The 24,881-nt window shown below is 66.7% G+C and carries 22 protein-coding genes and 2 pseudogenes; 11 read left to right on the plus strand and 13 right to left on the minus strand.

The genetic code is table 11. From position 1 onward, the window contains the following. Window positions 1–42: 42 nt before the first annotated feature. Complete coding sequence (locus APY03_RS06165; protein WP_068674969.1) at window positions 43–1,140, minus strand: cell division protein ZipA C-terminal FtsZ-binding domain-containing protein; 1,098 nt, start codon at window positions 1,138–1,140, stop codon at window positions 43–45. 7 nt (window positions 1,141–1,147) lie between these two features. Beyond that, complete coding sequence (gene smc / locus APY03_RS06170) at window positions 1,148–4,663, minus strand: chromosome segregation protein SMC (protein WP_068674970.1); 3,516 nt, start codon at window positions 4,661–4,663, stop codon at window positions 1,148–1,150. A gap of 109 nt (window positions 4,664–4,772) precedes the next feature. On the opposite strand from smc, the gene APY03_RS06175 reads away from it, so the two are divergent. From APY03_RS06175 to APY03_RS06190, 4 genes are all read left to right on the plus strand, one after another. Then, window positions 4,773–5,525, plus strand: coding sequence for a hypothetical protein (locus tag APY03_RS06175; protein ID WP_068674971.1), 753 nt, complete (start codon window positions 4,773–4,775; stop codon window positions 5,523–5,525). 341 nt (window positions 5,526–5,866) lie between these two features. Next, a complete protein-coding gene (locus tag APY03_RS41240) occupies window positions 5,867–6,895 on the plus strand; it encodes a hypothetical protein (protein WP_146039371.1) in 1,029 nt (342 codons plus the stop codon). Window positions 6,896–6,981: 86 nt separating this feature from the next. Further along, window positions 6,982–7,665, plus strand: coding sequence for a mobilization protein (locus APY03_RS06185; protein ID WP_232081313.1), 684 nt, complete (start codon window positions 6,982–6,984; stop codon window positions 7,663–7,665). Window positions 7,666–7,965: 300 nt separating this feature from the next. Beyond that, the gene (locus APY03_RS06190) at window positions 7,966–8,961 is read left to right on the plus strand and encodes a hypothetical protein (protein WP_146039372.1); all 996 of its coding nucleotides are present in this window, start codon (window positions 7,966–7,968) and stop codon (window positions 8,959–8,961) included. A gap of 119 nt (window positions 8,962–9,080) precedes the next feature. Here APY03_RS06190 and APY03_RS06195 read toward each other — a convergent pair whose 3' ends face one another. The 6 genes from APY03_RS06195 to APY03_RS06220 all read right to left on the minus strand — a co-directional run bounded on the left by APY03_RS06195 (window position 9,081) and on the right by APY03_RS06220 (window position 14,664). Then, a complete protein-coding gene (locus tag APY03_RS06195; protein WP_068674975.1) occupies window positions 9,081–9,617 on the minus strand; it encodes a disulfide bond formation protein B in 537 nt (178 codons plus the stop codon). Window position 9,618: 1 nt separating this feature from the next. Continuing rightward, window positions 9,619–10,704 carry a sulfate/molybdate ABC transporter ATP-binding protein gene (locus tag APY03_RS06200; protein ID WP_068674976.1) on the minus strand — a complete coding sequence of 362 codons (1,086 nt, stop codon included), beginning with the start codon at window positions 10,702–10,704 and terminating at the stop codon, window positions 9,619–9,621. A 12-nt stretch (window positions 10,705–10,716) separates the two neighbouring features. Further along, a complete protein-coding gene (cysW, locus tag APY03_RS06205; protein WP_068674977.1) occupies window positions 10,717–11,616 on the minus strand; it encodes a sulfate ABC transporter permease subunit CysW in 900 nt (299 codons plus the stop codon). Next, window positions 11,613–12,503, minus strand: coding sequence for a sulfate ABC transporter permease subunit CysT (gene cysT / locus APY03_RS06210; protein WP_068674979.1), 891 nt, complete (start codon window positions 12,501–12,503; stop codon window positions 11,613–11,615). The genes cysW and cysT overlap by 4 nt, the downstream gene beginning before the upstream one ends. 89 nt (window positions 12,504–12,592) lie before the next feature. Then, complete coding sequence (locus tag APY03_RS06215; protein ID WP_068674981.1) at window positions 12,593–13,597, minus strand: sulfate ABC transporter substrate-binding protein; 1,005 nt, start codon at window positions 13,595–13,597, stop codon at window positions 12,593–12,595. A 152-nt stretch (window positions 13,598–13,749) separates the two neighbouring features. Beyond that, the gene (locus APY03_RS06220; RefSeq protein WP_068674985.1) at window positions 13,750–14,664 is read right to left on the minus strand and encodes a LysR family transcriptional regulator; all 915 of its coding nucleotides are present in this window, start codon (window positions 14,662–14,664) and stop codon (window positions 13,750–13,752) included. Between the two features lie 134 nt (window positions 14,665–14,798). On the opposite strand from APY03_RS06220, the gene APY03_RS06225 reads away from it, so the two are divergent. Next, entirely contained in the window at window positions 14,799–15,446 is a 648-nt protein-coding gene (locus APY03_RS06225; protein ID WP_068675052.1) for an FMN-dependent NADH-azoreductase, read from the plus strand. 55 nt (window positions 15,447–15,501) lie between these two features. Here the strand turns inward: APY03_RS06225 and APY03_RS06230 are convergent, their stop codons facing one another. The 3 genes from APY03_RS06230 to APY03_RS06240 all read right to left on the minus strand — a co-directional run bounded on the left by APY03_RS06230 (window position 15,502) and on the right by APY03_RS06240 (window position 18,193). Then, on the minus strand, window positions 15,502–16,053 hold the full coding sequence (locus APY03_RS06230; protein ID WP_068674987.1) for an NADPH-dependent FMN reductase: 552 nt from the start codon (window positions 16,051–16,053) through the stop codon (window positions 15,502–15,504). Window positions 16,054–16,163: 110 nt separating this feature from the next. After that, on the minus strand, window positions 16,164–17,069 hold the full coding sequence (gene epsC / locus APY03_RS06235; protein ID WP_068674989.1) for a serine O-acetyltransferase EpsC: 906 nt from the start codon (window positions 17,067–17,069) through the stop codon (window positions 16,164–16,166). A 98-nt stretch (window positions 17,070–17,167) separates the two neighbouring features. Beyond that, window positions 17,168–18,193: a sulfate ABC transporter substrate-binding protein gene (locus tag APY03_RS06240; RefSeq protein ID WP_068674995.1), complete on the minus strand. Its 1,026-nt coding sequence runs from the start codon at window positions 18,191–18,193 to the stop codon at window positions 17,168–17,170. A gap of 135 nt (window positions 18,194–18,328) precedes the next feature. On the opposite strand from APY03_RS06240, the gene APY03_RS06245 reads away from it, so the two are divergent. The 4 genes from APY03_RS06245 to APY03_RS41245 all read left to right on the plus strand — a co-directional run bounded on the left by APY03_RS06245 (window position 18,329) and on the right by APY03_RS41245 (window position 21,733). Beyond that, window positions 18,329–18,601 carry an oxidative damage protection protein gene (locus APY03_RS06245; RefSeq protein WP_068674997.1) on the plus strand — a complete coding sequence of 91 codons (273 nt, stop codon included), beginning with the start codon at window positions 18,329–18,331 and terminating at the stop codon, window positions 18,599–18,601. Between the two features lie 16 nt (window positions 18,602–18,617). Then, window positions 18,618–20,492 carry an FAD-dependent 5-carboxymethylaminomethyl-2-thiouridine(34) oxidoreductase MnmC gene (mnmC, locus tag APY03_RS06250; RefSeq protein WP_068674999.1) on the plus strand — a complete coding sequence of 625 codons (1,875 nt, stop codon included), beginning with the start codon at window positions 18,618–18,620 and terminating at the stop codon, window positions 20,490–20,492. A 52-nt stretch (window positions 20,493–20,544) separates the two neighbouring features. Continuing rightward, window positions 20,545–21,444, plus strand: a complete 900-nt coding sequence (locus APY03_RS06255) for a transglutaminase family protein (protein ID WP_068675001.1) — start codon at window positions 20,545–20,547, stop codon at window positions 21,442–21,444. A gap of 118 nt (window positions 21,445–21,562) precedes the next feature. Next, on the plus strand, window positions 21,563–21,733 hold the full coding sequence (locus APY03_RS41245) for a hypothetical protein (RefSeq protein ID WP_157103378.1): 171 nt from the start codon (window positions 21,563–21,565) through the stop codon (window positions 21,731–21,733). 17 nt (window positions 21,734–21,750) lie between these two features. Here the strand turns inward: APY03_RS41245 and APY03_RS06260 are convergent, their stop codons facing one another. Next, a complete protein-coding gene (locus APY03_RS06260) occupies window positions 21,751–22,650 on the minus strand; it encodes a LysR family transcriptional regulator ArgP (protein ID WP_068675003.1) in 900 nt (299 codons plus the stop codon). Window positions 22,651–22,720: 70 nt separating this feature from the next. On the opposite strand from APY03_RS06260, the gene APY03_RS06265 reads away from it, so the two are divergent. After that, on the plus strand, window positions 22,721–23,359 hold the full coding sequence (locus APY03_RS06265; RefSeq protein WP_068675005.1) for a LysE/ArgO family amino acid transporter: 639 nt from the start codon (window positions 22,721–22,723) through the stop codon (window positions 23,357–23,359). On the opposite strand, the pseudogene APY03_RS06270 reads toward APY03_RS06265, so the two are convergent. Then, window positions 23,345–24,289: pseudogene (locus APY03_RS06270) on the minus strand (crotonase/enoyl-CoA hydratase family protein); the annotation flags it as partial. The gene APY03_RS06265 and the pseudogene APY03_RS06270 sit on opposite strands and share 15 nt — an antisense overlap. 206 nt (window positions 24,290–24,495) lie before the next feature. On the opposite strand from APY03_RS06270, the pseudogene trhA reads away from it, so the two are divergent. Next, window positions 24,496–24,881 (plus strand): annotated as a pseudogene (trhA, locus tag APY03_RS43330) (PAQR family membrane homeostasis protein TrhA); the annotation flags it as partial.

Genomic DNA, 24,881 nt, shown 5'->3' on the forward strand with positions numbered 1-24,881 from the left:
CCTCGCGTGGTGTCATGAGAATCTCCGGGATCGGGGGCGAGGTTAGCTGAAGAGTCGCCTGGCCAGCGGCGATCCAGCCGAAAGCTCGCGCGAATCGAGGGTGTCGTAGAGCTGCTCGAGGTCGGCCCCGATTGCGTCCATCGTCTCCTCCCGCAGCAGCTGGCCGTCGCTGTCGGTCACGAGGCCGTCCATCTCGCGCGCCAACGTTGCCGCTGTTTCGCGCATGCGCGCGAAGGGGCGCTCGGCGCGGTCGACCTGGGGCACGTCCAGGCTCAGCGTGAGCTCGCGGATGGCGGACTGGGCCGGGTCGTCGGCCAGTGCGGCCTGGGTGTCGAAGGACAGGCCCAGGATCGGCGGCAGGCCGAGCTCGCTCGCAGGCAGCACCATGCGGCCGGGGATGATGCCGGCGACGAAGCCCAGCCGCGCGGCGTTCTGCTGCACATAGCCCGGGCTCCAGGCAGCGTGCAGCGCGCGCAGCACGAAGCTCAGCTGGGCATCGTGCGCGCTCGCGAACTGGTCGAGCTCGCGCGCCCGCGCGACTTCGTCGAGCATCTCGGGGAACTCGGGCGCCCCGTTGACGGCATCGGCGAAGGCCTGGGCCTTGACCACGAACTCGGAATACTCGATCTCGTTCAGCGCACCGGTGCGGTTGGCCAGTTGCACGCCGGCCTGGAAGGCGCCGTAGCGCTGGCCGGGCGCGGCCGGCTCCCATTCGCCGGTGTGTTCGTTGAGGCCCTCGATCGCCACCGGCTTGCTGCCGGCGCGTCGCGTGGCCGGCATGGCGGCGATGGCCGCATCGCCCGATGCCAGGCCCTCGAGCGTGATCGGCGCGATCACGTCGATCAGCGGGTCCAGGCCGCCGCGGCGGTCGGCCGTCGGGATCGGCAGCGCGCTGGGCGCCGGGAGGTCGGGGTCGAAGAGCGGCTCGTGGCGCTCGGCGCCGGCCACCGGGTGCCCGGCAACGTGCAGCACCGGCTCTTCGTCCCGGCTGAGCGGCGCAGACACCGTTTCGGGCCGATCGCCGTTCGGCGCATCGGGCTGGCGCGGCGCGCTGCGGCGCGACATCCAGGCGTTGTAGCCGACCACCGAGGCCAGCACGAGGCCGCCGAGGATGGCAAGGGCGACGGTGAGGTTGCTCATCCGGCGCCTATGCAGCCTCGGCCATCGACACGGCGGACTCCATGTCGACCGCCACGATGCGCGAGACGCCCTGCTCCTGCATGGTCACGCCGATCAGCTGCTCCGCCATCTCCATCGCGATCTTGTTGTGGCTGATGAAGAGGAACTGGGTTTCGCGGCTCATCGCCGTCACCAGCTTGGCGTAGCGCTCGGTGTTGGCGTCGTCCAGCGGCGCATCCACTTCGTCCAGCAGGCAGAAAGGCGCGGGGTTGAGCTGGAAGATCGCGAACACCAGCGCAATCGCGGTCAGCGCCTTCTCGCCGCCCGAAAGCAGGTGGATGGTCTGGTTCTTCTTGCCCGGGGGCTGGGCCATCACCTGCACGCCGGAGTCGAGGATCTCGTCGCCGGTCATCATGAGCCTGGCGTTGCCGCCGCCGAAGAGCTCGGGGAACATGCGGCTGAAGTGCTCGTTGACGATCTTGAAGGTGCCGCCGAGCAGCTCGCGCGTCTCGCCGTCGATCTTGCGGATCGCGTCCTCCAGCGTGTTGATGGCCTCGTTCAGGTCGGCCGACTGCGCGTCGAGGAAGGTCTTGCGCTCGCTCGCCACCGCGAGCTCGTCGAGGGCGGCGAGGTTGACGGCACCCAGCGAGGCGACCTCGCGGTTGAGCCGGTCGATCTCCGACTGCAGGCCGGTGAGCCGGACCTTGTCCTCCTCGATCGACCGCGCGATCGCCTCCAGGTCGGCCTCGGCGTCGGCCAGCAGCTGCTGGTACTGCTCGAAGCCCAGGCGCGCGGCCTGCTCCTTCAGCTGCAGCTCGGTGATGCGCTGGCGCAGCGGATCGAGCTCGCGCTCCAGCTGCAGCCGGCGCTCGTCGCTGGCACGCAGCTTGAGCGTGAGGTCGTCGTACTGGCTGCGCGCGGCGCCCAAGGAGGTCTCGCGCTCCAGCTTGAGGGCCAGCGCGTCCTGCAGCCCGGCCTGGGCCGCGGCGTCGGACAGGCGGCCGAGCTCGGCGCGGGCGCGCTCGTTCTCTTCGGTGAGCGAAGCCACCTGCTGGGTCGCCGTCTCGATGGCGCGGTTGAGCTCGGCGCGCCGAGCTTCGAGCGTGCGCTGCGCGAAGACCGCCTCCTGCGCCTGGCGCTCCAGGCTGCGGTGCTGCTCGCGGCTGGCGGACAGGGCGCGGCCGGCCTCGATCACGCGCTCGTCGAGCTGGGCATGGCGTTCCTGGCTGTCGGCCAGCTGCATGTCCAGTTCCTCGAAGCGGCCCTCGGCGGCGACGCGCTTTTCCTGCAGTTCCTCGAGCTGGGCCTCGACCTCGCCGAGGTCGGTGGACAACTGCTCGCTGCGCGCGCGCGTCTGCTCGGCCAGCTGCGTGAGGCGAAGCGTCTCGACCTGCAGCTCGTGCGCGCGCGATTGCGTGTCGGCCGCTTCGCGCCGCACCGCGACCAGGCGCTGCGCAGCGTCGCCGTAGGCTGCCTCGGCGCGGGCCAATGCGGTGCGGGCCTCCTCGCTGATCAGCGTCTGGGCGCGCAGCTGCCGCTCCAGGTTCTCCATCTCCTGCTGGCGCGCCAGCAGGCCGGCCTGCTCGGAGTCCTGCGCGTAGAAGCTCACGCTATGGGCCGTGACCGCATGGCCGCTCTTGACGTAGATCGCTTCACCGGGCTGCAGCTTGTCGCGCTGGGCCAGGGCCTCTTCGAGCGTCGGCGCGGTGAAGCAGCCGTGCAGCCAGTCGGCCAGCAGCGCCTGCTGGCCGGCGTCGCCGAGCCGCAGCAGGTCCGCCAGGCGCGGCAGCGCGCCCTGCGCCTGCGGCGCGGCAGCCATGGGCGGGCTGTAGAAGGCCAGCTTGGCCGGCGGCGCATCGCCGCCGAAGGCGCGGACCATGTCGAGGCGGCTGACCTCGAGCGCGCCAAGGCGCTCGCGCAGCGCGGCTTCGAGCGCGTTTTCCCAGCCCTGCTCGATGTGGATGCGGCTCCACAGTCCCTGCAGGCCTTCGAGGCCGTGCTTGGCCAGCCAGGGGGCCAGCTTGCCGTCGGTCTTGACCTTTTCCTGCAGGGCCTTCAAGGCTTCGAGCCGGGCCGACAGCTCGGCATGGCGCGCGCCCTCGGTGTTGACGGCCTGCTGCTTGCCGCGACGGTCCTCGTCGAGCTGCGGCACGGCTTCCTGCAAATCGTGCAGGCGCGCATCGGCTTCGCTGGCTGCTTCCTGCGCGGCGGCCAGCTGTTGCTGCAGATCGCGCAGGCGCGTTTCGTCGGGCGCCGCCAGCGCGTTCTGGTCGCTGCGCAGGCGCTCGGCACGCTGCGTGAGCTGGCGGGTCTGCTCCTCGATGTTGCGCTGGTCGGCGGCAAGCACCTGGATCTGTTGCTGCACCTGCGCGACGCTCGCACGCTGGGCATTGGCCTCGTCCTGGGCGCGCTGCTGCGCTTCTTCGAGGCCGGGGAGGCGCGCGTCGTGCTCCTCGAGCTGGGCCGCCAGCAGCTCGGCCTGCTCCTCGGCGTTCAAGCCCTGGCCGGCGAGCGTCTCGATCTCGGCTTCCGCGTCCTCGCGCCGCGTGTTCCATTGCGCGATCTGCTCGCCGAGCTGCACCAGGCGCTGCTCGACCCGCTGGCGCCCCTCGACCACGAAGCGGATCTCGCCCTCCAGCCGGCCGACCTCGGCACTGGCCTCGTAGAGCTTGCCCTGGGCTTGATTGACCTGATCGCCGGCGGCGTAGTGCGCCTGGCGCACGGTCTCGAGCTCGGACTCGACATGGCGCAGGTCTGCCATGCGCGATTCGAGGTCGTTGATGGCCTTCTCGCCATCGGCCTTGACCTTGGCCTGGTCGCCCTCGCTCTCGCTGCGCTTCAGGAACCACAGCTGGTGCTGCTTGCGCGTCGCGTCGGCCTGCAGCGTGTTGTAGCGGGTGGCGACCTCGGCCTGCTTCTCGAGCCGCTCGAGATTGCTGGTGAGCTCGCGCAGGATGTCCTCGACGCGGGTGAGGTTCTCGCGCGTGTCGCCGAGGCGGTTTTCGGTCTCGCGGCGGCGCTCCTTGTACTTGGAGACGCCGGCGGCTTCCTCGAGGAAGAGCCGCAGCTCCTCGGGCTTGGATTCGATGATCCGGCTGATCGTCCCCTGCCCGATGATCGCGTAGGCGCGCGGGCCGAGGCCGGTGCCCAGGAACACGTCCTGCACGTCCCGGCGGCGCACCGGCTGGTTGTTGATGAAATAGCTCGAATTGCCGTCGCGCGTCAGCACCCGCTTGACTGCGATCTCGCCGAACTGCGACCACTGGCCGCCGGCCCGGTGATCGGCGTTGTCGAACACGAGTTCCACGCTCGAACGGCTGGCCTGCTTGCGCGTGGTGGTGCCGTTGAAGATCACGTCCTGCATGGACTCGCCACGCAATTCGGAAGCGCGCGATTCGCCGAGCACCCAGCGCACCGCGTCCATGATGTTCGACTTGCCGCAGCCATTGGGGCCTACCACGCCCACCAGCTGGCCGGGCAAAAGGAAATTGGTGGGTTCCGCGAAGGACTTGAAGCCGGAGAGCTTGATCGAATTGAGACGCACGGCTGGTCTGGCCTAGGTTGCCAAGATATTGATTTGTAAGGGAATATTTGCCGATCTGATCCTCCGGGATCGGCTCTCTGCCCGAGGCGGCGATGATAACGTGCAGGCCATGAGCGAAACCCTCCGGTCTTCCCCTCTCGCGCGCCGCGCCGTACTCGTGGGCGGCCTGGCCGCTGCGGCCCTCGGCCTTTCGGGCTGCGCCAGCACCGAGCGCGCCGAGCCCTATGGCAACAACGAGTGGCTGCAGAGCGGCGCCAATCGAATCGCGAACCTTGCATTGCGCGACAACCTGCAGTCGATACGGCGCGTGCAGCTTTCGCTGTACCGCCGCAACCCGCGCGAATGGCGCAAGTGGGCGCCGAGCGCGGAGGACGCCACCCAGCGCACCTGGGACGCCATCTCGCAGGACATCCCCCTCGCCCAGCTGCGCGGCGCCAGCGGCATCGACGCCATCCGCCTCGCCTTCGAGACCCAGCCTCGGCCTTACGAGGGCGACCGCGTCGCAGCGCTGGTGGTCGGATGGGCCTCGCTGCTCAAGCACGCCAACGGAGGTACCTGGGAGCAGACCATGCTCGACGGCGTGAACGCGGAGAACAGCTACCGCGCGGCGCGCAACGTCGAGATCTCGCTCTGGCTGATCGGCTCGAAGACCGGCACGGACGGCCAGCCGCTGCTGCTGGCCACCGAGATCAGCGAGCGCGGGCGCAACCTGGTGGTCGACCGCGAGCTGTCGAAGGTGGTGGCACGGCTCGACCTGATGGCCGCGCAGGCCGACGAGAAGTACCGGCGAGCGGCGCTGGACTTCAGCCAGAACTGGCTGCTGGGCAACCTGGGGCCCTTCTTCGCGATGGTTCAAAGATAGTTCGCCTCCTGGGGCCGCTTGGCGATGGAAACTTTCGTTTCTTGAATGTTTCGCATTCTTCGAAAAAGGCAGGGTCACAAATGTTTCCCAAGCCGGCGAAAAGTATCCCCGCGGCGCGGTCTGCCCCAGCTGATCGACTCCCGATGCCCTCTTCACAATGCTTCGAGAACAGGTCGACCCACAGCCGGCCAAGCAATGGAACTTTGGTTTCCTGACTGTTCCTGATCATTGAAGAAAAAGCCGGGTGACAGCGGCTTCCGAAGGCGACAGGGGGTTCCAGTGGCGGGCACCACACAGCCGTGCGGCGCATCGCCTCCATGCAAGCAGGTAATCAATAGGCCATGAGCAATCGTTTGACCTCGTTCAAGCCAGCGATTCCAACGCGTCGTGCTGGCGCCGCTTCACTTCCTGAGAAAAAAACGACGGAAGGAGCAAATACATCATCCTCGACAGAGCTGGCCCGAATTGTTCCCAAAAGGAAATTCATAAAGGCAGCTCCTCGTACAAAGATCCTCGATACAAATTGCGATCGCTCGTCATCCTCCAGCACTCTCCAAGAAAAATCGTCGACCGGAAGCGAAGAACGATCGGCCTCCATCGATAAGGAGGCTTCGAGCTTCTCCGAATCCGAACAGTCGACTGAAAAAATCGCAAGCAACGATCTGGAACGAGACGTACATCTGAACGCAAACCAATCTGCAGTTTCAGACAGACAAACTCCGACTCACACCCCATGGCAATCGAAAACCACGACGGTTAGACAGAAGAAAATTGCCGCACTTGCAAGAAGAAAAGAACTCCTGAAACGGCAGGAGGTTCAATTCTTTCCCCGGGCCGGGCAAACGCCCTTGAGCAATTCCAAACCTCCGTCGGGCACCACGGATCTTGGCCAGTCGCTGGATCATCCGCAAGATCCAAACGGGCGCGCTCCGTCGCAATGGCTGAAGAAAACAGTTGCCGACCTAGTTCCAGCGCGCCGGGTCAAGACCCCCACGGAAGTCCTGCACAAATCCGATCTCTATCGGGATGCCTCCAAGGCCAACCAGGATCTGGCCAGCCTGCTTCCACATACTCTGGAGCACTACCTATCGGGGCTGCTCGGCAATGACGATACGAAAAAGTTGATTGAGGATCACAAGTTGACTGCCGACGAGGTCGTCGCGATCAAGTGGTACGGGCAGGACGGCTTCCAGTACGTCCAGCAATCGCTCAGGCAGATCCCGGACCCTTTGCTCGGGGCTCCGGTCGCTCCGCCCAAAACGTTCAAGAACTTGATCAAGGCGTTACAAAGAGGCTTGCCAAGCTGCCGCCGCTGCCGCCCGGCACGGAACTCTTCCGCGGCACGAACTTCCTGTTCGATGAAAACCTGAAGCCAGGCGATGTTTATACGGACCCGGCATTTGTCTCTACGAGCACAAAACAGGCAGTCGCAGATCACAAGTTCGAAGGGCGCTATTTGCTGCACTTCGTCAACGTTCCCGCCGATGACCCACGTTGGCGCGACATTTCCCTCTTCACGAGCAACTCGACCGAGGCCGAAGTCCTCTTCGTCGGCTTCGACACCGATCGATCGCACAGCTCCTTCACCCGTTTCTACGAGGGCTTCGCTTCGCCGGTGGTGGTGGACACCTACGAGGGCCTGGACACCGTGGTCAACGGCTTCGAGACGCATCCGCAGCAGAGCGTGATCGTCGACCTCGCCGCGCAGACGCTGGCGCCGCTGGCACGCTGGATCAAGGATTCGGAGCTTTTCGAGGTCTTCGCCGGGCTCGGCGTGACGGTCAATTTCTGGCATGTGCTGGACGACGGCAAGGACTCGAGCGATCTGCTCGGCACGCTGGTCGACACCTTCGGCAACCGCCCCAACTACATCGTGGTGCAGAACTACGGCCGCGGCAATGACTTCGCCCTGCTGCTCGGCTCGCAATCGCTCAGCAAGGCGACGGCGCACGGCGCGCGCGTGATCGCCCTGCCCCGCCTGCACGACGCGAGCATGCGCAAGATCGATGCGCGCAACACCAGCTTCTGGAAGGCGGTCAACGACCGCGAGGGCCAGAACGCGCTCGGGCTGCTGGAGCGCCAGCGCGTCAAGAGCTGGCTTGCTACGTCTTACGCCGCGTTCGACACACTGCCGCTCTGAGCGACCCTGGCTCCTGCCGCCGCGGCAGTAGAACGCGGCTCCTGACTCACCGGATCAGGTACTGAAGGAACCGCGACGGACAACTTCGCGGGCAGGAAGGCCATGGCCCGGCAGCACCCGCTTGGAAACATTTTCCATCTTCATGCTGCTTGAAAAACAGGAAGACATTGCCAGAGTTCTTCCGAATTTGAACGGCCGGCACAGGGTCCTGAGCGTTTCGTGATTTTTTTCCACTTGAGTTGAATTTTGCGATCGAGGCGCGTTACTAATCACGACACGCCAGCTTCCAGATCAAACATCATGCCTTCAACACCTTCTCTTGCAATCACCACCGCTACGACCGTCCAGCAGATGCAGGATTTCCTGAACCGTGCGGGAGACGAAAGCAGTATTCACGCAAAAGTCGGTAAAGACGGCTCCCGCGTCCTCTATGTGAGCAAAGGCAAGGGGACGGGATTCAAGCGAGCACTGTTCCCTGAGCAATTCAAGGCAAGGAGAATTGCTGCACGTCAAGCCATCTTAAAGATCACAAACGCAAGCCCAGAACAAAACGACGCTTTGTACAACTCGATCAAAAGCGGATTCATGCAAATAGAACTGGATGGCAGCAATTTTGCAGTAGACGCCGCTCCGCTGATCGTGAGCGATCTGAAATCGATGCTTTCCGCGCAAATTGAGCTCCACGAGGAAGCCTTGGCAGAAGAATACTTCAAGGGAGTCGAGCTTGACTTCGGCACCGGCAAGGCGCAAACACCGTTCTCACCTCGAAACGAGAATTCCACCCCATTGGCAAAAGGATTGCAAGATGCAATGGAAGGGATTCGAGATTCAGCTCATCAACTGAGTGGGTCGGAGCGCAAGACGCTTCGAAACAACACCGCGGCTTTCATCAGGGACAACATGCCAAATTGCCCTTTCAATGCCTCGCACGAATATGAAGAAATTATCGACTTCAGCCTTAATTTTGACAGGAACATAAACAGGCTCCTGAAAGAAGTTTTCGACGGACCACCGAAAATCAAAGGACTGGAAGAGGCCACGGCAGGGCTGGCCGACAATTTCAATAAGTTGAAATTCACCGTGACTCTCCTGACAAGCACGGAATTTATTGAAAGCTGCCCGGAAGAAAAGCGCAAGGGCATGCGCAAACTCGGCGAGCAACTCAGCGCACTTCACAAGCTTCTCAACCAGCCCAAGGGGTTTTATACATCCCTCGGCGCACTTACCGGCTTGGCAATCAACTCGCCCGCGGACTTCAGAAATTATCTGAATAAATTTAAATCCAATTTCATCTAAAATGAAGCCCGCAAGGGGGTGCTGAAACTATAGATGTCCGACGGTCTCCAGGCGAGCTTTTCGGGTCGCCTGGAACTTGAGAAATAGTACGAGGGCGGGGAGGTCTGACCCGCGCCCGGTCACGCCACCTTCGCCGCCCTGCCGCTTGGGGCATCGGAGCGAGGGCCACGCGAGAACAGCAGCCCCAGGAGCAGCAAACCGAACACCACGAAGGCGATAAAGGACCAGTTCGCAATCGACAACCCCAAAAAGGTCCAGTCGATCTGCGTGCAGTCCCCGCCGCCGCGAAAGATCATCGGCAGCGCACGCTTCAACGGGAAGGTCTCGATCATCCCGTACAGATCCCGCCCGCAGGACACGACCTCGGGCGGATACCACTGCAGCCAGCTCTGGCGCGCGGCGGTGTAGGCGCCGCCGACGGCCGTCACCAACGCGAGCGTCGCGCCGGTGAGCTGCAGGCCGCGACTCCTGCCCAACGCGCCAAGGCCTGTGAAAACCGCCACGAGCGCCAGCGCATAGCGCTGCACGATGCACATCGGGCAGGGCTCGAGGCCCACCACGTGCTGCAGATAGAGCCCGAAGGCCAGCATACCCACGCAGGCAGCGCAGATCAGCGCGAGCGCGCGGCGCGGCGCTCCGAAATACCAGTCGAACAAATCAGTGCCCCTCTACGAAGACCCGGGCCCGGCGTGGGGTGGCAACCACCGTCTCGCCTTCCCGTAGGCCCAAGTCCCGAAACTGTTGCGCAGGGAGTTGCGCCTCGATGATGGTTGCGGAACCAGGATTATCTGGATTCGATTCCACCGGCTCGAGTTCCAGGCGCGCGATCGGCCCGACCACGATGGCACGGCTCAGGGTCGCGACGATGCCGCTGGCGCCGGGCACGTAGCGCTCGATGTCGAGGTCGTGCGGCCGCACATAGGCCAGGGCCTTTCCGTTGCGCAGCTCGCGGTGCTCGGGCGACTCGATGCGGATGCCTTCGACATGCACCTCGCCTTCGTGCGCGCGGCCGTGGAAGAGGTTGACGTCACCGAGGAAGCCATAGACGAACGGGCTGGCGGGATGGTCCCAGACGTCCTGCGGCGAGCCGACCTGCTCGATGCGGCCGCTGTTCATCAACACCACGCGGTCGGCGACTTCCAACGCCTCCTCCTGATCGTGGGTGACGAAGATGCTGGTGACGTGAAGCTCGTCGTGCAGCCGGCGCAGCCAGCGGCGCAATTCCTTGCGCACCTTGGCGTCGAGCGCGCCGAAGGGCTCGTCGAGCAGAAGCACCTTGGGCTCGACCGCCAGCGCACGGGCCAGCGCGATGCGCTGGCGCTGGCCACCGGAGAGCTGGGCCGGGTAGCGGTCGGCCAGCCAGTCGAGCTGGACGAGCTTGAGCAGTTCGTGGACCTTCGCCTTGATCTGCACCTCGCTCGGGCGCAGGCTGCGCGGCTTGACGCGCAGGCCGAAGGCCACGTTCTCGAACACCGTCATGTGGCGGAACAGCGCGTAGTGCTGGAAGACGAAGCCGACCTGGCGCTCGCGCACATGCACGTCGGTCGTGTCCTCCCCGGCGAAAAGGATGCTGCCGGCGTCGGCCGTCTCCAGGCCCGCGATGATGCGCAGCAAGGTGGTCTTGCCGCAGCCCGAGGGGCCCAGCAGCGCGACCAGTTCGCCGGAGTCGACGTCGAGGCTGACGTCGCGCAGTGCGTGGAAGTCGCCGAACTGCTTGCTGACGTTGCGGATCTCAATGCTCATGTTCTGTACTCCTCAGGCACCGGCGGCGGACAGCGGCCGCTCGGGCGGCAGCTCGGCCAGGGCCTTCATCTCGCGCTCGTGGCGCCATTCGATGACGGACTTGATGACCAGCGTGACCAGCGCCAGGATGGCGAGCAGTGACGCAACGGCGAAGGCGGCCACCGACTGGTATTCGTTGTAGAGCACTTCCACGTGCAGGGGCATGGTGTTGGTCTGGCCGCGGATGTGGCCCGAGACCACCGACACCGCGCCGAACTCGCCCATGGCGCGCGCATTGCACAGGATCACGCCGTACAGCAGCCCCCACTTGATGTTGGGCAGGGTCACGCGCCGGAAGGTCTGCCAGCCGGTAGCGCCGAGCACGATGGCGGCCTGCTCCTCCTCGGTGCCCTGCGCCTGCATCAGCGGGATCAGCTCGCGCGCAATGAAGGGAAAGGTCACGAAGACGGTGGCCAGCACGATGCCGGGCACGGCAAAGATGATCTTGATGTCGTGTTCCGCGAGCCACGGCCCGAACCAGCCCTGCGCGCCGAAGACCAGCACGTAGATCAGGCCCGCCACCACCGGCGACACCGCGAAGGGAAGATCGACCAGCGTGGTCAGCAGCGCCTTGCCGCGGAACTCGAACTTGGCGATGGCCCAGGCAGCGGCGACGCCGAAGATCAGGTTCATCGGCACCGCGATGGCGGCGGTGATCAGCGTGAGGCGGATGGCGCTCCATGCATCGGGCTCTTTCAATGCGTCGAGGTACGCGTCGACGCCCTTGCGCAGCGCCTCGGTCGCCACAGCGGCCAGCGGCAGCACGAGGAACAGGAACATGAAGGCGAGCGCCAGCCCGATCAGGGTGAAGCGCACCCATCGCGACTCGGTGGTGCCGGCCTGCGCTCGGCGAACGGTGCGGGTACTGCTCATGCCGAAGCCCCACGCCGCCGCTGCCAGGCCTGCAGCGCATTGATGACCAGCAGCAGCACGAAGGAGATCACCAGCATCACCAGCGCGACCGCCGTCGCGCCAGCAAAGTCGTACTGCTCCAGCTTGCCGATGATGATGAGCGGCGTGATCTCCGAGATCATCGGCATGTTGCCGGCGATGAAGATCACCGAGCCGTATTCGCCGATCGCGCGGGCAAAGGCCATGGCAAAGCCGGTCAGCAGCGCCGGCGTGATGGAGGGCAGGATCACCTTGGTGAAGGTCTGCAGCCGCGTCGCGCCGAGGCTGGTTGCGGCCTCCTCGAGTTCCTTCTCGGTGTCCTCGAGCACCGGCTGCACGGTGCGCACCACGAACGGCAGTCCTATGAAGATCAGCGCGATCACCACGCCGGCCGGCGTGAAGGCCAGCTTGATGCCCAGGGGCTCGAGGTATTGGCCGATCCAGCCGTTGCCCGCGAGCAGCGCGGTCAGCGAAATGCCTGCCACGGCGGTGGGCAGCGCGAACGGCAGGTCGACCAGCGCATCGACGATGCGCTTGCCGGGAAACTTGTAGCGCACCAGAACCCACGCCACCAGCAGGCCAAAGACCAGGTTGACGAGCGCCGCGATGAGCGAGGCGCCGAAGGTCAGGCGGTACGAGGCCATCACGCGCGGGGCCGTCACCGCGGTCCAGAACTGCTCCCAGCTGAGCAGCGAGGTCTTGAAGGCCAGTGCCGACAGCGGGATCAGCACGATCAGGCAGAGATAGAAAATCGAGAAGCCGAGCGTGAGGTGGAAGCCGGGCAGCACGCGGCGGGACACGCCCGTATTCCCCGGACGCGGCAAAGGCGCTGCCGAGGACGGCAGCGCCGAAGAGAGAGCTCCGCTCATCCGTGGCCCCCACGCTCGGCGCTAACGCGTCCTCGCTGCCCTCCAAGGGGGCCGTTCGCTTGCTTGAGGCGGCTCGGCGCGGCGCTCATTTACTTTGCGCCGGGCGTGTACAGCTTGTCGAACTGACCACCGTCGTTGAAGTGCACCTTCTGCGCCTCGCCGAGGCTGCCGAACAGCTCCTGCACGGTGAAGAGCTGCAGCGGCTTGAAGGTGGCGATGTGCTTCTTGAGCACCGCCTCAGAGCGCGGGCGCAGGGCGTGCTTGGCCGCGATCTCCTGGGCCTCGTCGGAATAGAGGTAGTCGAGGTAGGCCTTGGCGAGTTCGCCGGTGCCCTTCTTTGCCACGGTGCGCTCGACCACCGCCACCGGGTTCTCTGCCACGATGCTGATCGAGGGATAGACGGCGTCGGCCTTGCCGGCGCCGAACTCGCGTTCGATGGAGACCACTTCGGATTCGAAGGTGATCAGTACGTCGCCGATGTTGCGCTGCAGGAAGGCGGTGGTGGCGTCTCGCCCTCCGCGCGCGAGGATGGGCACGTTCTTGAACAGCTTACCCACGAACTCGGCGGCCTGCGCATCGGTGCCACCCTTCTTCTTCACGTAGCCCCAGGCCGCGAGGTAGGCATAACGGCCGTTCCCGCCGGTCTTGGGATTGACGATCACCACCTGGACGCCGGGCTTGACGAGGTCGTCCCAGTCCTTGATGCCCTTGGGGTTGCCATTGCGCGTGAGGAACAGCATGGTCGAAGTGGTGGGCGCCGCGTTCTGCGGGAAGCGCTTGGCCCAGTCCTTGGCGACCACGCCGGCGTTGGCGAGGAAGTCGATGTCGGTGGTGGTGTTCATGGTCACCACGTCGGCCGCCAGGCCGTCGGCGACGGCGCGCGCCTGCGCGCTGGAGCCGGCGTGCGACTGGTCGATCTTGACGTCCTTGCCCGTGGTCTTCTTGTAGTTCGCGACGAAGGCCGCGTTGTAGTCCTTGTAGAACTCGCGGGCCACGTCGTAGGAAACGTTCAGCAGGGTCTGGGCCGAGGCGGCACCGGAGGCGGCCGCCAGCGCGAGGGCGGCAATGATCGTTTTTGTCGTCTTGAAAGTCATGGGGTTGCCAATGGTTCGATTTGGGGACGGGCGCCCATCGGTGCGCTGGGTTCGTCTGTCAGCGATCGGAGCGCCAATTCTGCAGAGCGTCCCTTCAAAGCCAAACGAATATCTACTTGTTTGAATATGGCATAAATCGAATAAGCGCCACCTTACACCATGAGATTGAAGCCCTCCGCGCCGACGTGCTCGCCCAGGAAATCGATCAATTTCCGGATCGCCGGCACCAGCGCCCGCCGCGACGGAAACACCGCATGCAGGATGCCAGCCGGCGGCCCCCACCCAGGCAGCACCTCCACCAGCCGGCCCGCCTCGAGGTCCTCCTTGCACATGTAGCCCGGCAGGATGCTGGCGCCGATGCCCTCCACCACCGCGAACTTGAGCGTCAGCAGATCGTCCGCCAGGTAGCGAGGCCTGTGCTGCACGGTGTGCGATGCGCCATCGGGGCCTTCCAGGCACCAGTTCACCCGCCCATCCGCGGCCGACTGGGCCACGGTGTCCAGGCGCGCGAGCTCGTCCACCGTGCCGACGGGGCCCTGGCGGCGCAACTGCTCCGGGCTGGCCACCAGCACGCCCCGGGCGATGGCGAGCTGCTTGGCAACCAGCGAGGTGCTGTCCTCGATGACAGGCCGCACGCGCAGCGCCAGGTCGATGCCCTCCTCGACCAGGTCGACCGCCCGGTTCAGGATGCGCATCTCGATCTGCACCGCCGGGTAGCGCCGCATGAACTGCGACACGAGCACGCCCACGCCGCTCTGCGCCAGCGTGATCGGGCAGCTGATGCGCACCAGGCCGCGCGGCTCGGTCTGCACCTGCGCGATGGCTTCGGCGGCCGCCTCTGCGGCATCGCGCATGGCGATGCTGTGCCGCAGGTAGAGCTCGCCGGCCGGGGTCAGCGAAAGCTGCCGGGTGCTGCGCTGCAGCAGCTGCACGCCCAGGCGGGCTTCCAGTTCGGCGACCCGGCGCGAGAGCCGGGATTTGGGAATGCCAAGGGCCCGGCCGGCGGCCGCAAAGCCGCCACGCTCGGCCACCTCGGCGAAGAAAACCATGTCGTTCAGGTCTTGCATGGCCCGGATTGTTCCATCAACAGGACGATGTGTGTGAATCTTGCCGACTTATCAATCAGTCGACTCATGCATAGACTCATACCCATGCCGACCGATCCCTGCGCCGGTGCCTTATCGAAAGAGAGCGATTGATCATGAAACTGCTGCACGTCGATTCCAGTGTCCTCGGTACCAACTCCGTCTCCCGCCAGCTGACCGCGGAGATCGTGGCCGAATGGCGCAAGAGCCATCCGAACACGAGCGTCGAGTACCTCGACCTCGCCGTCGACACCCCCAACCATTTCAATGCCGATGCGCTCGGCATCAAGGTCGGCGTGCAAGCCAGCCCGACGGATGCCCAGCGCCGGGAGAATGCCGTTTCCGAGCGGCTGGTGAGCCAATTCCTGGCCTCCGACGTGATCGTCATCGGGGCACCGCTCTACAACTTCGCCGTGCCGAGCCAGCTCAAGGCCTGGATCGACCGCCTGGCGCAGGCCGGCCGCACATTCAGCTACACGGACAAGGGCCCCGTCGGCCTGGCCGGCGGCAAGACCGTGATCGTGGCATCGACCCGCGGCGGCATCTACTCGACCAGCGAAGGCGGCCGGGCAACGGAACACCAGGAAAGCTATCTGAAGGTCATCTTCGGCTTCTTCGGCATCACCGACGTGCGCTTCGTGCGCGCCGAGGGCTTGGCGATGGGCGACGCGCCCAAGGCCGCCGCGCTGAGCTCAGCGCGTGCCGACATCTCGGCCGCGACGGGCGAAGCGGCGAACCAGGACCGCGCGGCCATCGCAGCCTGAACAGCGCGGGCGCGCACGGCGCCCCGCCGGGTCAGCCTGCCTTGCCGGGCCGCTCTCAGCTGCCGTGCCGCTTGATCCAGGCCACATAGGCGTCCACCCAGCCCTGGAGGAACTTCTTGCTGCCTTCGGCGATATGGCCCTTGTCGTCGAACAGGCCTTCCTTGTTCTGGATGAAGGCCTCGGGCTGGCCCATGGTGGGCACGTCGAGATAGGCGAGCACGTTGCGCAGGTGCTGCTGCGCGAGCGCCGTGCCGATGGCACCGACCGAGACCCCGATCACGCCCGCCGGCTTGCCGGCCCACGCGCTCTGCCCATAGGGCCGCGAGGCGTTGTCGATCGCGTTCTTGAGCACGCCGGGCATGGAGCGGTTGTATTCCGGGGTCACGAACAGCAGGCCCTGCGCGGCCGCGATTTCCGTCTTGAGCCGCTTGACCGCAGGCGCTTGGTTGCCATCGTCGTCCTGGTTGTAGAGCGGCAGGTCGTCGATGCGCAGATGCTCGAAGGTGAAGTCCGAGGGGGCGAGATGGGCAATGGCAAGCGCGAGCTTGCGGTTGAACGAGTCCTTGCGCAGGCTGCCGACGATGACGGCGATTCGGGTCTGGCTCATGAAAGCTCCTTGGGAAAGTGGGTGGGCAGAGGGTCCGGCAAATTATGCGAAGCGCCTTTGACCTTTTCTGGACAAGTTCAATCGCAACTCAATCGCACCTCAATCGCAGCTCAATCGCAACCCGCCTTCTGCAGGTTCGCCTGGGTGATGTTGGCACCGGCCGGCACGTCGTCCGTGATCCATGTGTTGCCACCGATGACCGCGCCCTTGCCCAGCGTGACGCGGCCGAGGATGGTGGCGCCGGCATAGATCACCACGTCGTCCTCCACGATCGGATGCCGCGGCAGCCCCTTCTGCAAGTTGCCCTCCGGGTCGGTTGGAAAGCGCTTGGCGCCGAGGGTCACCGCCTGGTACAGCCGCACGCGCTTTCCGATCACGGTGGTCTCGCCGATGACGACGCCGGTGCCATGGTCGATGAAGAAACCGGCATCGATGTGTGCGCCGGGATGGATGTCGATGCCGGTCTGCGCATGCGCCAGCTCGGCCACGATGCGCGCCAGCAGCGGCAGCCCGAGCCCATAGAGCTGATGCGCGAGCCGGTGGTGGATCATCGCGAGGATGCCGGGATAGCACAGCAGCACCTCGTCGACACTGCGTGCTGCCGGATCTCCTTGGTAGGCGGCGAGCACGTCGCCGTCGAGCAGTCGCCGGATCGCCGGCAGCGCCGCGGCGAAGTCGCGCACGGCCTGCTGCGCCTCGCCATCGATGGCGGCCGCTTCGCGCGGATGGTGGCGCGCGTTGTAGCGCAGCTCCAGCCGGGCCTGCACCAGCAGCGACTGCAGGGCCGAATCGAGCGTATGGCCGACGTAGAAGTCCTCGCCTTCGTGGCGCAGCTCGGGCGGGCCGAGCCGCATCGGGAACAGCGCGCCTTTCAGCGATTCCACGATCGCGGCGAGCGCATCGCGCGAGGGGAACTCGCGGCTGCCCGGTTCGCGCGAACGCTTCTGGGCATCGCGCCATTCATCGCGTGCCGCGCGCAGCGCGTCCACGATCTCACCTACTTCGAATCCGGCCATGGCTCTCTCCTTGTGGCGCCCATTGTTACGGCAAATGGGCGCCGGCCGCGGCCGGTGGGGACTTGGAGCCTGGCGACGACGCAGTCGCGTGGCCGTGCCTACTTGGTGGGTGCGTAGATCTGGTCGAAGGAGCCGCCGTCGGCGAAGTGCTCCTTGTCCGCCTTCGCCCAGCCGCCGAAGGCCTGGTCGATATTGAACAGCGTCAGCTTCGGGAACTGCCTGTCGTACCTGGCCTTGGCCTTCTCGGAGGTCGGGCGGTAGTGGTTGCGCCCCGCGATGTCCTGGCCTTCGTCGGAGTAGAGGTACTTGAGGTACTCCTCGGCCACGGCGCGCGTTCCCTTCCGGTCGACCACCTTGTCGACCACCGTCACGGTCGGCTCGGCCAGGATGCTGATCGAGGGCACCACGATCTCGAACTTCTCGGGGCCGAATTCCTTCAGCGCCAGGAAGGCCTCGTTCTCCCACGCCAGCAGCACGTCGCCCACGCCGCGTTGGACGAAGGTGATGGTGGAGCCGCGGGCACCGGTGTCCAGCACCGGCACGTTCTTGAAGACCTTGCCCACGAACGCCTTGGCCTGGGCATCGCCACCGTACTTGCGCTTGCCGAACTCCCATGCCGCCAGGTAGTTCCAGCGCGCGCCGCCGGAGGTCTTGGGGTTCGGCGTGATCACCTGGACGCCCGGCCTGGCGAGGTCGTCCCAATCCTTCAGGCCCTTGGGATTGCCCTTCTTCACCAGGAAGACGATGGTCGAGGTGTAAGGCGCCGAGTTGTGTGGCAGGCGCTTCTGCCAGTCGGCCTTGACCAGGCCGCCGTGCTTCGCCAGTGCATCGGTGTCGCCGGCCAGCGCCAGCGTGGCGACATCGGCGTCGATGCCGTCGATGATCGAGCGCGCCTGCTTGCCCGAGCCGCCGTGCGACTGCTTGATCGTGACCTCCTGCCCCGTCTTGCCCTTCCAGTAGGCGGCAAAGGCCTTGTTGTAGTCCACGTAGAGCTCGCGGGTCGGGTCATAGGAGACGTTGAGCAGCGTCACGCCTTGCGCGAACGACGGCAACGTCGTCAGGGCGATGCCGGCCGCAGCGGCGGCAGTGAGGGAAAGCTTGATAAAGTCGCGGCGGTAGCTCATGGTCTTGTGCGTCTGGAAGGCATAACAGTGAAGCTTCGAATTCTGAATACGGCATAAGGAAACTGGAACGACTGAGTTCTCAGTTCTAAATAGCCAAATCAACTAAGCAACCCCACCCCTTCAAGAGGCATCCAAATGGCACGCATGGTCCAGTGCATCAAGCTCGGCAAAGAGGCCGAGGGGCTCGATTTCCCGCCCTACCCCGGTGAACTCGGCAAGCGCATCTGGGAAAGCGTCAGCAAGGAAGCGTGGGCCGCCTGGCTCAAGCAGCAGACCATGCTGGTCAACGAGAACCGTCTTAACCTGGCCGATGCGCGCGCCCGCCAGTACCTGGCACGCCAGATGGAAAAGCATTTCTTCGGCGAAGGCGCCGACGTCGCGCAGGGCTACGTTCCCCCGGCAGACTGATCGTTTGGCGCGCGCGATGGCCGAGCCGGTCGCCTGGGGCGCCGACGGCGTGCCGCACAGCGCGCGCTTCGGCGACATCTATCACTCCGAAAGCGGTGCCGTGGCGCAGGCCCGGCACGTGTTCCTGGGCGGCTGCGGCCTGCCCGAGGCGTGGGCCGGCCAGCCGCAATGGCGGATTCTCGAAACCGGCTTCGGGCTCGGCCTTTCGTTCCTGACAAGCTGGCAGGCCTGGCGCCAGGACGCTCGACGTCCGGGGCTGCTGCACTTCGTCTCGATCGAGGCCTACCCGGTCGGGCGGGAGGATCTCCTGCGGGCCGCGGCAAGCTACCCCGAGCTCGCTGCGCTGGCAGAGACGCTGGCGGCGCAGTGGTGGGGCCTGCTGCCGGGCTTCCATCGCCTCGTCTTCGAAGACGGCCGGGTGCTGCTCACCCTGTGCGTCGGCGATGTGCAGGCGATGCTGCGCGCACAGCATCGCTTCGAGGCCGACAGCATCTTCCTGGATGGCTTCAGCCCCGAGCGCAATCCGCAGATGTGGTCGGCCGAGACGCTGAAGGCCGCGGCACGCTTTGCGCGCCGCGGCACGCGGCTGGCGACCTGGAGCGTGGCGCGGCCGGTGCGCGATGCGCTGGCGCCCTGCGGCTTTCGGCTGCACAAGGCGCCCGGTCTGCCGCCCAAGCGCGATTGCCTGCTGGGTGTCTTCGATCCGTCGTGGCCGCTGCGCCGGCATGCACCGGACCCGGCGGCTGTCTCGGCACCGGGTCGCTGCGCGGTGATCGGGGCCGGACTCGCAGGCGCCGCTGTCGCCGCCAGCCTGGCGCGGCGGGGCTGGCAGGTGGAGGTGCTGGAAGCCGGGCCGCATCCAGCGGCCGGCGCTTCGGGCCTGCCGGCGGGCGTGCTTGCACCGCATGTCTCGCCCGACGACGCCCTGCTCTCCCGGCTGATCCGTGCTGGCGTGCGGGCCACCTGGGAGCAGGCCAGGACGCTGTTGGACGAAGGCACTGAGTGGAGCGCCAGCGGGGTGCTCGAGCGCCGCGGCGCCGGGTTGGGCCGCCTGCCGGAAGGCTGGAGCGCCGACGGGGCGAACGAGTCCTGGCACGCCTCCCCCGAGCAACTGCGCGAAGCCGGCCTGCCCGCCGATGCGGTCGGCATCTGGCATGCACGCGGCGGCTGGGTGCGGCCGGTGCGCCTGGTGGAGCGCTGGCTGGATCAGCCCGGCATCCGCGTCCGGACGGGAAGCCGCGTTGCGCGGATCGAGGCTGCGCCGGGGGGCTGCGTGTTGCGCAACGCCGAAGGCGAGCTGCTGGCTGAAGCGGATCGCGTCGTGATCGCGGCCGGCCACCAGAGCGCCGCGCTCGCGCCTGCGATGCCGCTGCAGCCGGTGCGCGGCCAGCTCGCCTGGGGACGCATGGCAGAGGGCATGCGCCTGCCCCCGATGCCGATCAACGGCGACGGCCACCTGATTGCCCACGTGCCCGATCCCGGCGGCGCGCTCTGGCTCAGTGGCGCCACTTTCGATCGCGACGATGACGAGACAGGGATTCGCAGCGAAGACGCCGAAGCCAACCGGCAGCGCCTCGCGCGCCTGCACCCGGAGGCAGCGCGTCAGCTCGCGCCGCTGTTCGAGCGTGGCGAACTGCAGGCCTGGGCCGGCGTGCGCTGCGCCTCCAGCGACCGGCGGCCCCTGGTCGGCCCGCTGAGCCCGGACGCACCGGCCGGTCCCTGGCTGTGTACCGCCTTGGGCTCGCGCGGCCTCAGCTTCGCCGCGCTCTGTGCCGAGCTCCTCGCCGCGCGCTGGCATGGCGAGCCCCTGGCGCTGCCGGCATTGCAGGCCCGCGCCCTCGATGCGCAGCGCCGGCCGGCCGGACGGCGCCACAATGCGCCGACCGGCTGAGCGTTCGCGAACAGGCGGCGCGTCATTCCAGGCAAAGACAACCCCATCCGCCATGGCCATCCGCTACGACATCACTCACACCACGGTCTACCGCTACAAGAAGCCGGTGCGCTTCGGTCTGCACCGCGTGATGTTCAGGCCCCGCGACAGCCACGACCTGCGCGTGCTCGCCACCGACCTGCATGTCAGCCCCGATGCGCATGTGCGCATGATCCAGGATCCCAATTCGAACTCGATCGCGCTGGTGCAGCCGACGGGCGAGGCGACGGAGCTGCGCATCGTGTGCTCGTTCACCATCGAGCATGTGGCGGAGCCGCCGGACCTGCTCACGCTGGAGCCCATGGCCGAGTACCTGCCCTTCGCCTACTCGGTGCAGGACCGGCTGGACCTGGAGCATTACCTGCGTCCACACCACGACGACCCCGAAGGCACGCTGATCCGCTGGGCCCACCAGTTCCTGCATATCGACAAGCCCAACGGGACGCTCGAGGTCCTGACCCGCATGAACGCGCACATCGGCCAGAGCCTCGAGTACTCGGCACGCGACGAGGAAGGCACGCAGACGCCGCTGGAAACGCTGGCGCTGGGCAGCGGCAGCTGCCGCGACTATGCGCTGCTGATGATGGAGGCGGCGCGCCGGCTCGGCGTGGCGACGCGCTTCGTCTCGGGCTACCTCTACGACGCCGCGCTCGACGACGGCGAGATCGCGCCGGGCGAGGCGGTCACCGGGGCCGGCGCCACCCACGCCTGGCTGCACGCCTACCTCCCGGGTGCCGGCTGGGTCGCCTTCGATCCGACCAACAACCTGACGATGGGCAGTGGTCAGCTGATCCGCGTCGGTGTGGCACGCGACCCTGCCCTTGCGGCGCCGATCAGCGGGAGCTGGTTCGGCGAGGCCGAGGCCTACCAAGGCCTGGAGGCCACGGTGCAGGTGCGGCGCAGCGCCGGCTGAGGACGGCTCTGCCTTTTGCTGGCGGCCAGGCGGGGCGTTGGCAGGAGGCTGTCATGACACTGTATTTTTATACAGCTAAGATGCCCTGCCTTCCCGAGAAAAAATCCAAGGCACCGGCATGCAAACCCTCCACCCACCCGCCTCCGCCCCAGTGCGCGGCCGACACCTGTTCCTGCTCCCCAGCCCTGCCGTTGCGCGACATGCGCCCTTGCAGCGCTCGCCTTCGGGCGACCTGCGCCGGCAGGCGGCGCGCGTGATCGCCATCACGGTGCGGCACTGGTGGCCCTGAGCAGGGCCCGGGACCCCCTATGGCTCCAACCCCTCGCGCGCGGCCGCAAGCACGTCCAGCGTGAGCCGCTCCAGCATCGGTATCTTCAGCCGCACGTGGTGCCAGTACAGCGGCACCTGCAACTCCGCGCCACGCACCAGTTCGACCAGGCTGCCGTCGCGCAGTTGCGGCGCGACCAGCGTCGCGGGATTCATTCCCCAGCCCACGCCGGCCATGCTCGCCGCCACGAAGGCCTCGGTCGACGGGAGCCAGTGCCGCGGCACCTCGACCGCCTGGCCGCATACGTCGTGCAGCCATTGCGCCTGCAGCCTGTCCTTGCGGCTGAACGCCAGGCTGGGTGCGTCAGCCAGCGTCTTGGCGGTGACGCCGCGCCCGAAGTACTTCTTCTTGAACGCCGGGCTCGCCGTGGCCCGATAGCGCATCTGGCCCAGCGCCACGCTGCGGCAGCCCTGGGCGGGCTTGGGGTTGGAGGTCACGGCGGCGAGCACGGTGCCGGAGCGCAGCCACTCGGCCGTGTGCGTCTCGTCGTCCACGCTGAGGTCCACCAGGGCCGGCTCGCGCGCGCTGAAGGCCGCGAGGGCAGGAATGAACCAGGTGGCCAGGCTGTCGGCATTGACGGCCACGCGCAGGGTCGGGCGCTTGTCGGGATCGTCGAGGGCGCCGAGGGCGGGCATGGCGCGGTGCAGCTCCCGCTCGAGCATGTCGACCTGCTCCACGTGGCGGCAGAGCCAGGCGCCCGCCTCGGTCGCCACGCAAGGCGACCCGCGCACGACCAGCGCCAAGCCCAGCCGATCCTCCAGTTGCTTGACGCGCTGGGACACCGCCGAGGGTGTCACGTGCAGGGCGCGCGCCGCGCGCTCGAAGCTGCCCTCGCGCACCACCTGCGCCACGGCCGAGAGGGAGAGGTAGTCCAGCAATGAAGTATTCCTAATGCAGCTGCAGATAAGTTAACTGGACTGATTTTGCCGCAACGCCAATCATCAGCGCATGGCCAGCAGCTTCCTCCCCTCGTTCACCACCGGCTTCGCCCTCAGCCTGGGCCTGATCGCCGCCATCGGCGCGCAGAACGCTTTCGTGCTGCGGCAGGGGCTGCGGCGCGAGCATGTGCTGCCCGTCGTCCTGTTCTGCGCCCTGGCCGACGCGCTCCTGGTGGCGCTCGGCGTGGTCGGCATGGGCCGGGTGCTCGAGCGCCTGCCGATGCTGGCCCCGGTACTGACGATCGGCGGCGCCCTCTTCCTTTGTGCCTACGCAGCCCTGGCCTGGCGGCGTGCGCTGAATCCCGGCGCGCTGCACGCCGCGCCTGCCGCCGGCACGCCCAGCCCGCTCTCGCGCGTGATGGCGCAGACGGCCGCCTTCACCCTGCTGAATCCGCATGTGTACGTCGATACGGTGCTGCTCGTCGGCGCCGTCGGTGCGCAGCAGCCCGGCGCCGGCAAGGCGGCCTTCGTGGCGGGCAGCGCACTGGCCAGCGCGGGCTGGTTCGCGACGCTGGGCACCGGCGCCCGCCTGCTGGCGCCGCTGTTCGCCCGGCCGGCCGCGTGGCGCTGGCTCGATGCCTTCGTGGGCTCGGCAATGCTGCTGCTCGGCGGGCTGCTGGCCGGCCAGGGCCTGTCAGCGCTGCCCTGAGGCGGCGCGTGCCTGTGCCAGGCGTGTCTCGAGCTCGGCCACCAAGGCGCGCGCTTCGTCCCCTTCCGGGATAGGGCGGCCGCTGTCTCGCCAGGCCACCGCGCTCTTGAAGCCCTCCACCTCGGCATGACGCCGGAACCACATGCCTTCGGGGTTGTGCCGCGTGATGCCGTCGAACACGGTGGCGAACATCTGGCTCTGCTCCAGGCCCATCGACAGCCACACCTGGTTGACCACCAGCTTGTGCATCATCAGGTGCGATCTCGGCACGCCGGCGATGCGCTGCGCCAGCTGCAGCGTGGCCTGGTCGAGCTCGGCCGCCGGCACGGAGAAGTTGGCGAGGCCCCATTCGGCGGCCTGGGCGCCACTGATCGTGTCGCCGGTGAACATCAGCTGCTTGGCGCGCAGCGCGCCGAGACGGTAGGTCCACATGGCGGTCGTCGGGCAGCCCCACACGCGGGTGGGCATGTAGCCGATCTTCGCGTCGTCGGCCATCACCAGCAGATCGCAGCACAACGCGATGTCGCTGCCGCCCGCCACCGCGTAGCCGTGCACCTTGGCAATGGTGGGCTTCGTGCAGCGCCACAGCGACATGAAGTCCTCGGTATTGGCCTTCATCGCGGCGTAGTCGATCATCGGGTCCCAGGGCTTCTTCTCCTGCCGGCATGGATGGTCGGGCTGCCCTTCGAGGTGGCGTCCCTCCGCGTATTCGCCCAGGTCGTAGCCGGCGCAGAACGCGCGGCCCGCACCTTCCACGACGATCACGTGCACCTCGTCCTCGGCCTGCGCCCAATCGACGGCATGGCGGATGTCGGCCGGCGTTGTGTTGCCGATGGCATTGAGCTTTTCCGGGCGGTCGAGAAGCAGGCGCGCGATGCGCGGGTGCTGCGGGTCCTGGTCGATGCGGACGGTGTCGAAGCGGGGCATTGGTTGTCTCCTGGTCGAGGTTGTTCTCCGGGGAACTTAGGGCATCGCCGGCGCAGTGGCAAGCCGCAGGGCCAGTGCGTTCGGCGGTCCTCAATCTGCAGGAGGTCTAAGGCCAACGGCAGATGTGCCGCCGCGACCTTCGTTGTCTGATGTGTCACAACGGCGCAGCAAAGCCGAGGCCCACTCCATTCATTCTTTGAGGTGACACCATGTACCAGGGCGAACGCTTCAACGGCTACAGCCACCTGCTCGGGCTGATGCTGGCCACGGCCGGCTCCGCCCTGCTGCTGACGAAGACGGTGCCCGGCAACGACCCGGCCAGGACCGCCAGCGCGCTGGTGTTCGGGCTGTCGATGGTGGCGCTCTACGGAGCATCCACCCTCTTCCACAGCACGCGCGGGCGCAGGAAGCTGTTCTGGCAGCGGGTGGACCATTGCGCCATCTACCTGCTGATCGCGGGCAGCTACACCCCCTTCGCACTGGTCACCCTGCAGGGCGCCTGGGGCTGGGCGCTGCTGGCCGCGGCCTGGAGCGCGGCGCTGTTCGGCATCGCGCGCGAGCTGCGGCGGGGCGAGCCGCCGGCGCCCTCGCTGCC

It is taken from the genome of Variovorax sp. WDL1, from assembly GCF_001541225.1.
Taxonomy (GTDB): domain Bacteria; phylum Pseudomonadota; class Gammaproteobacteria; order Burkholderiales; family Burkholderiaceae_C; genus Variovorax.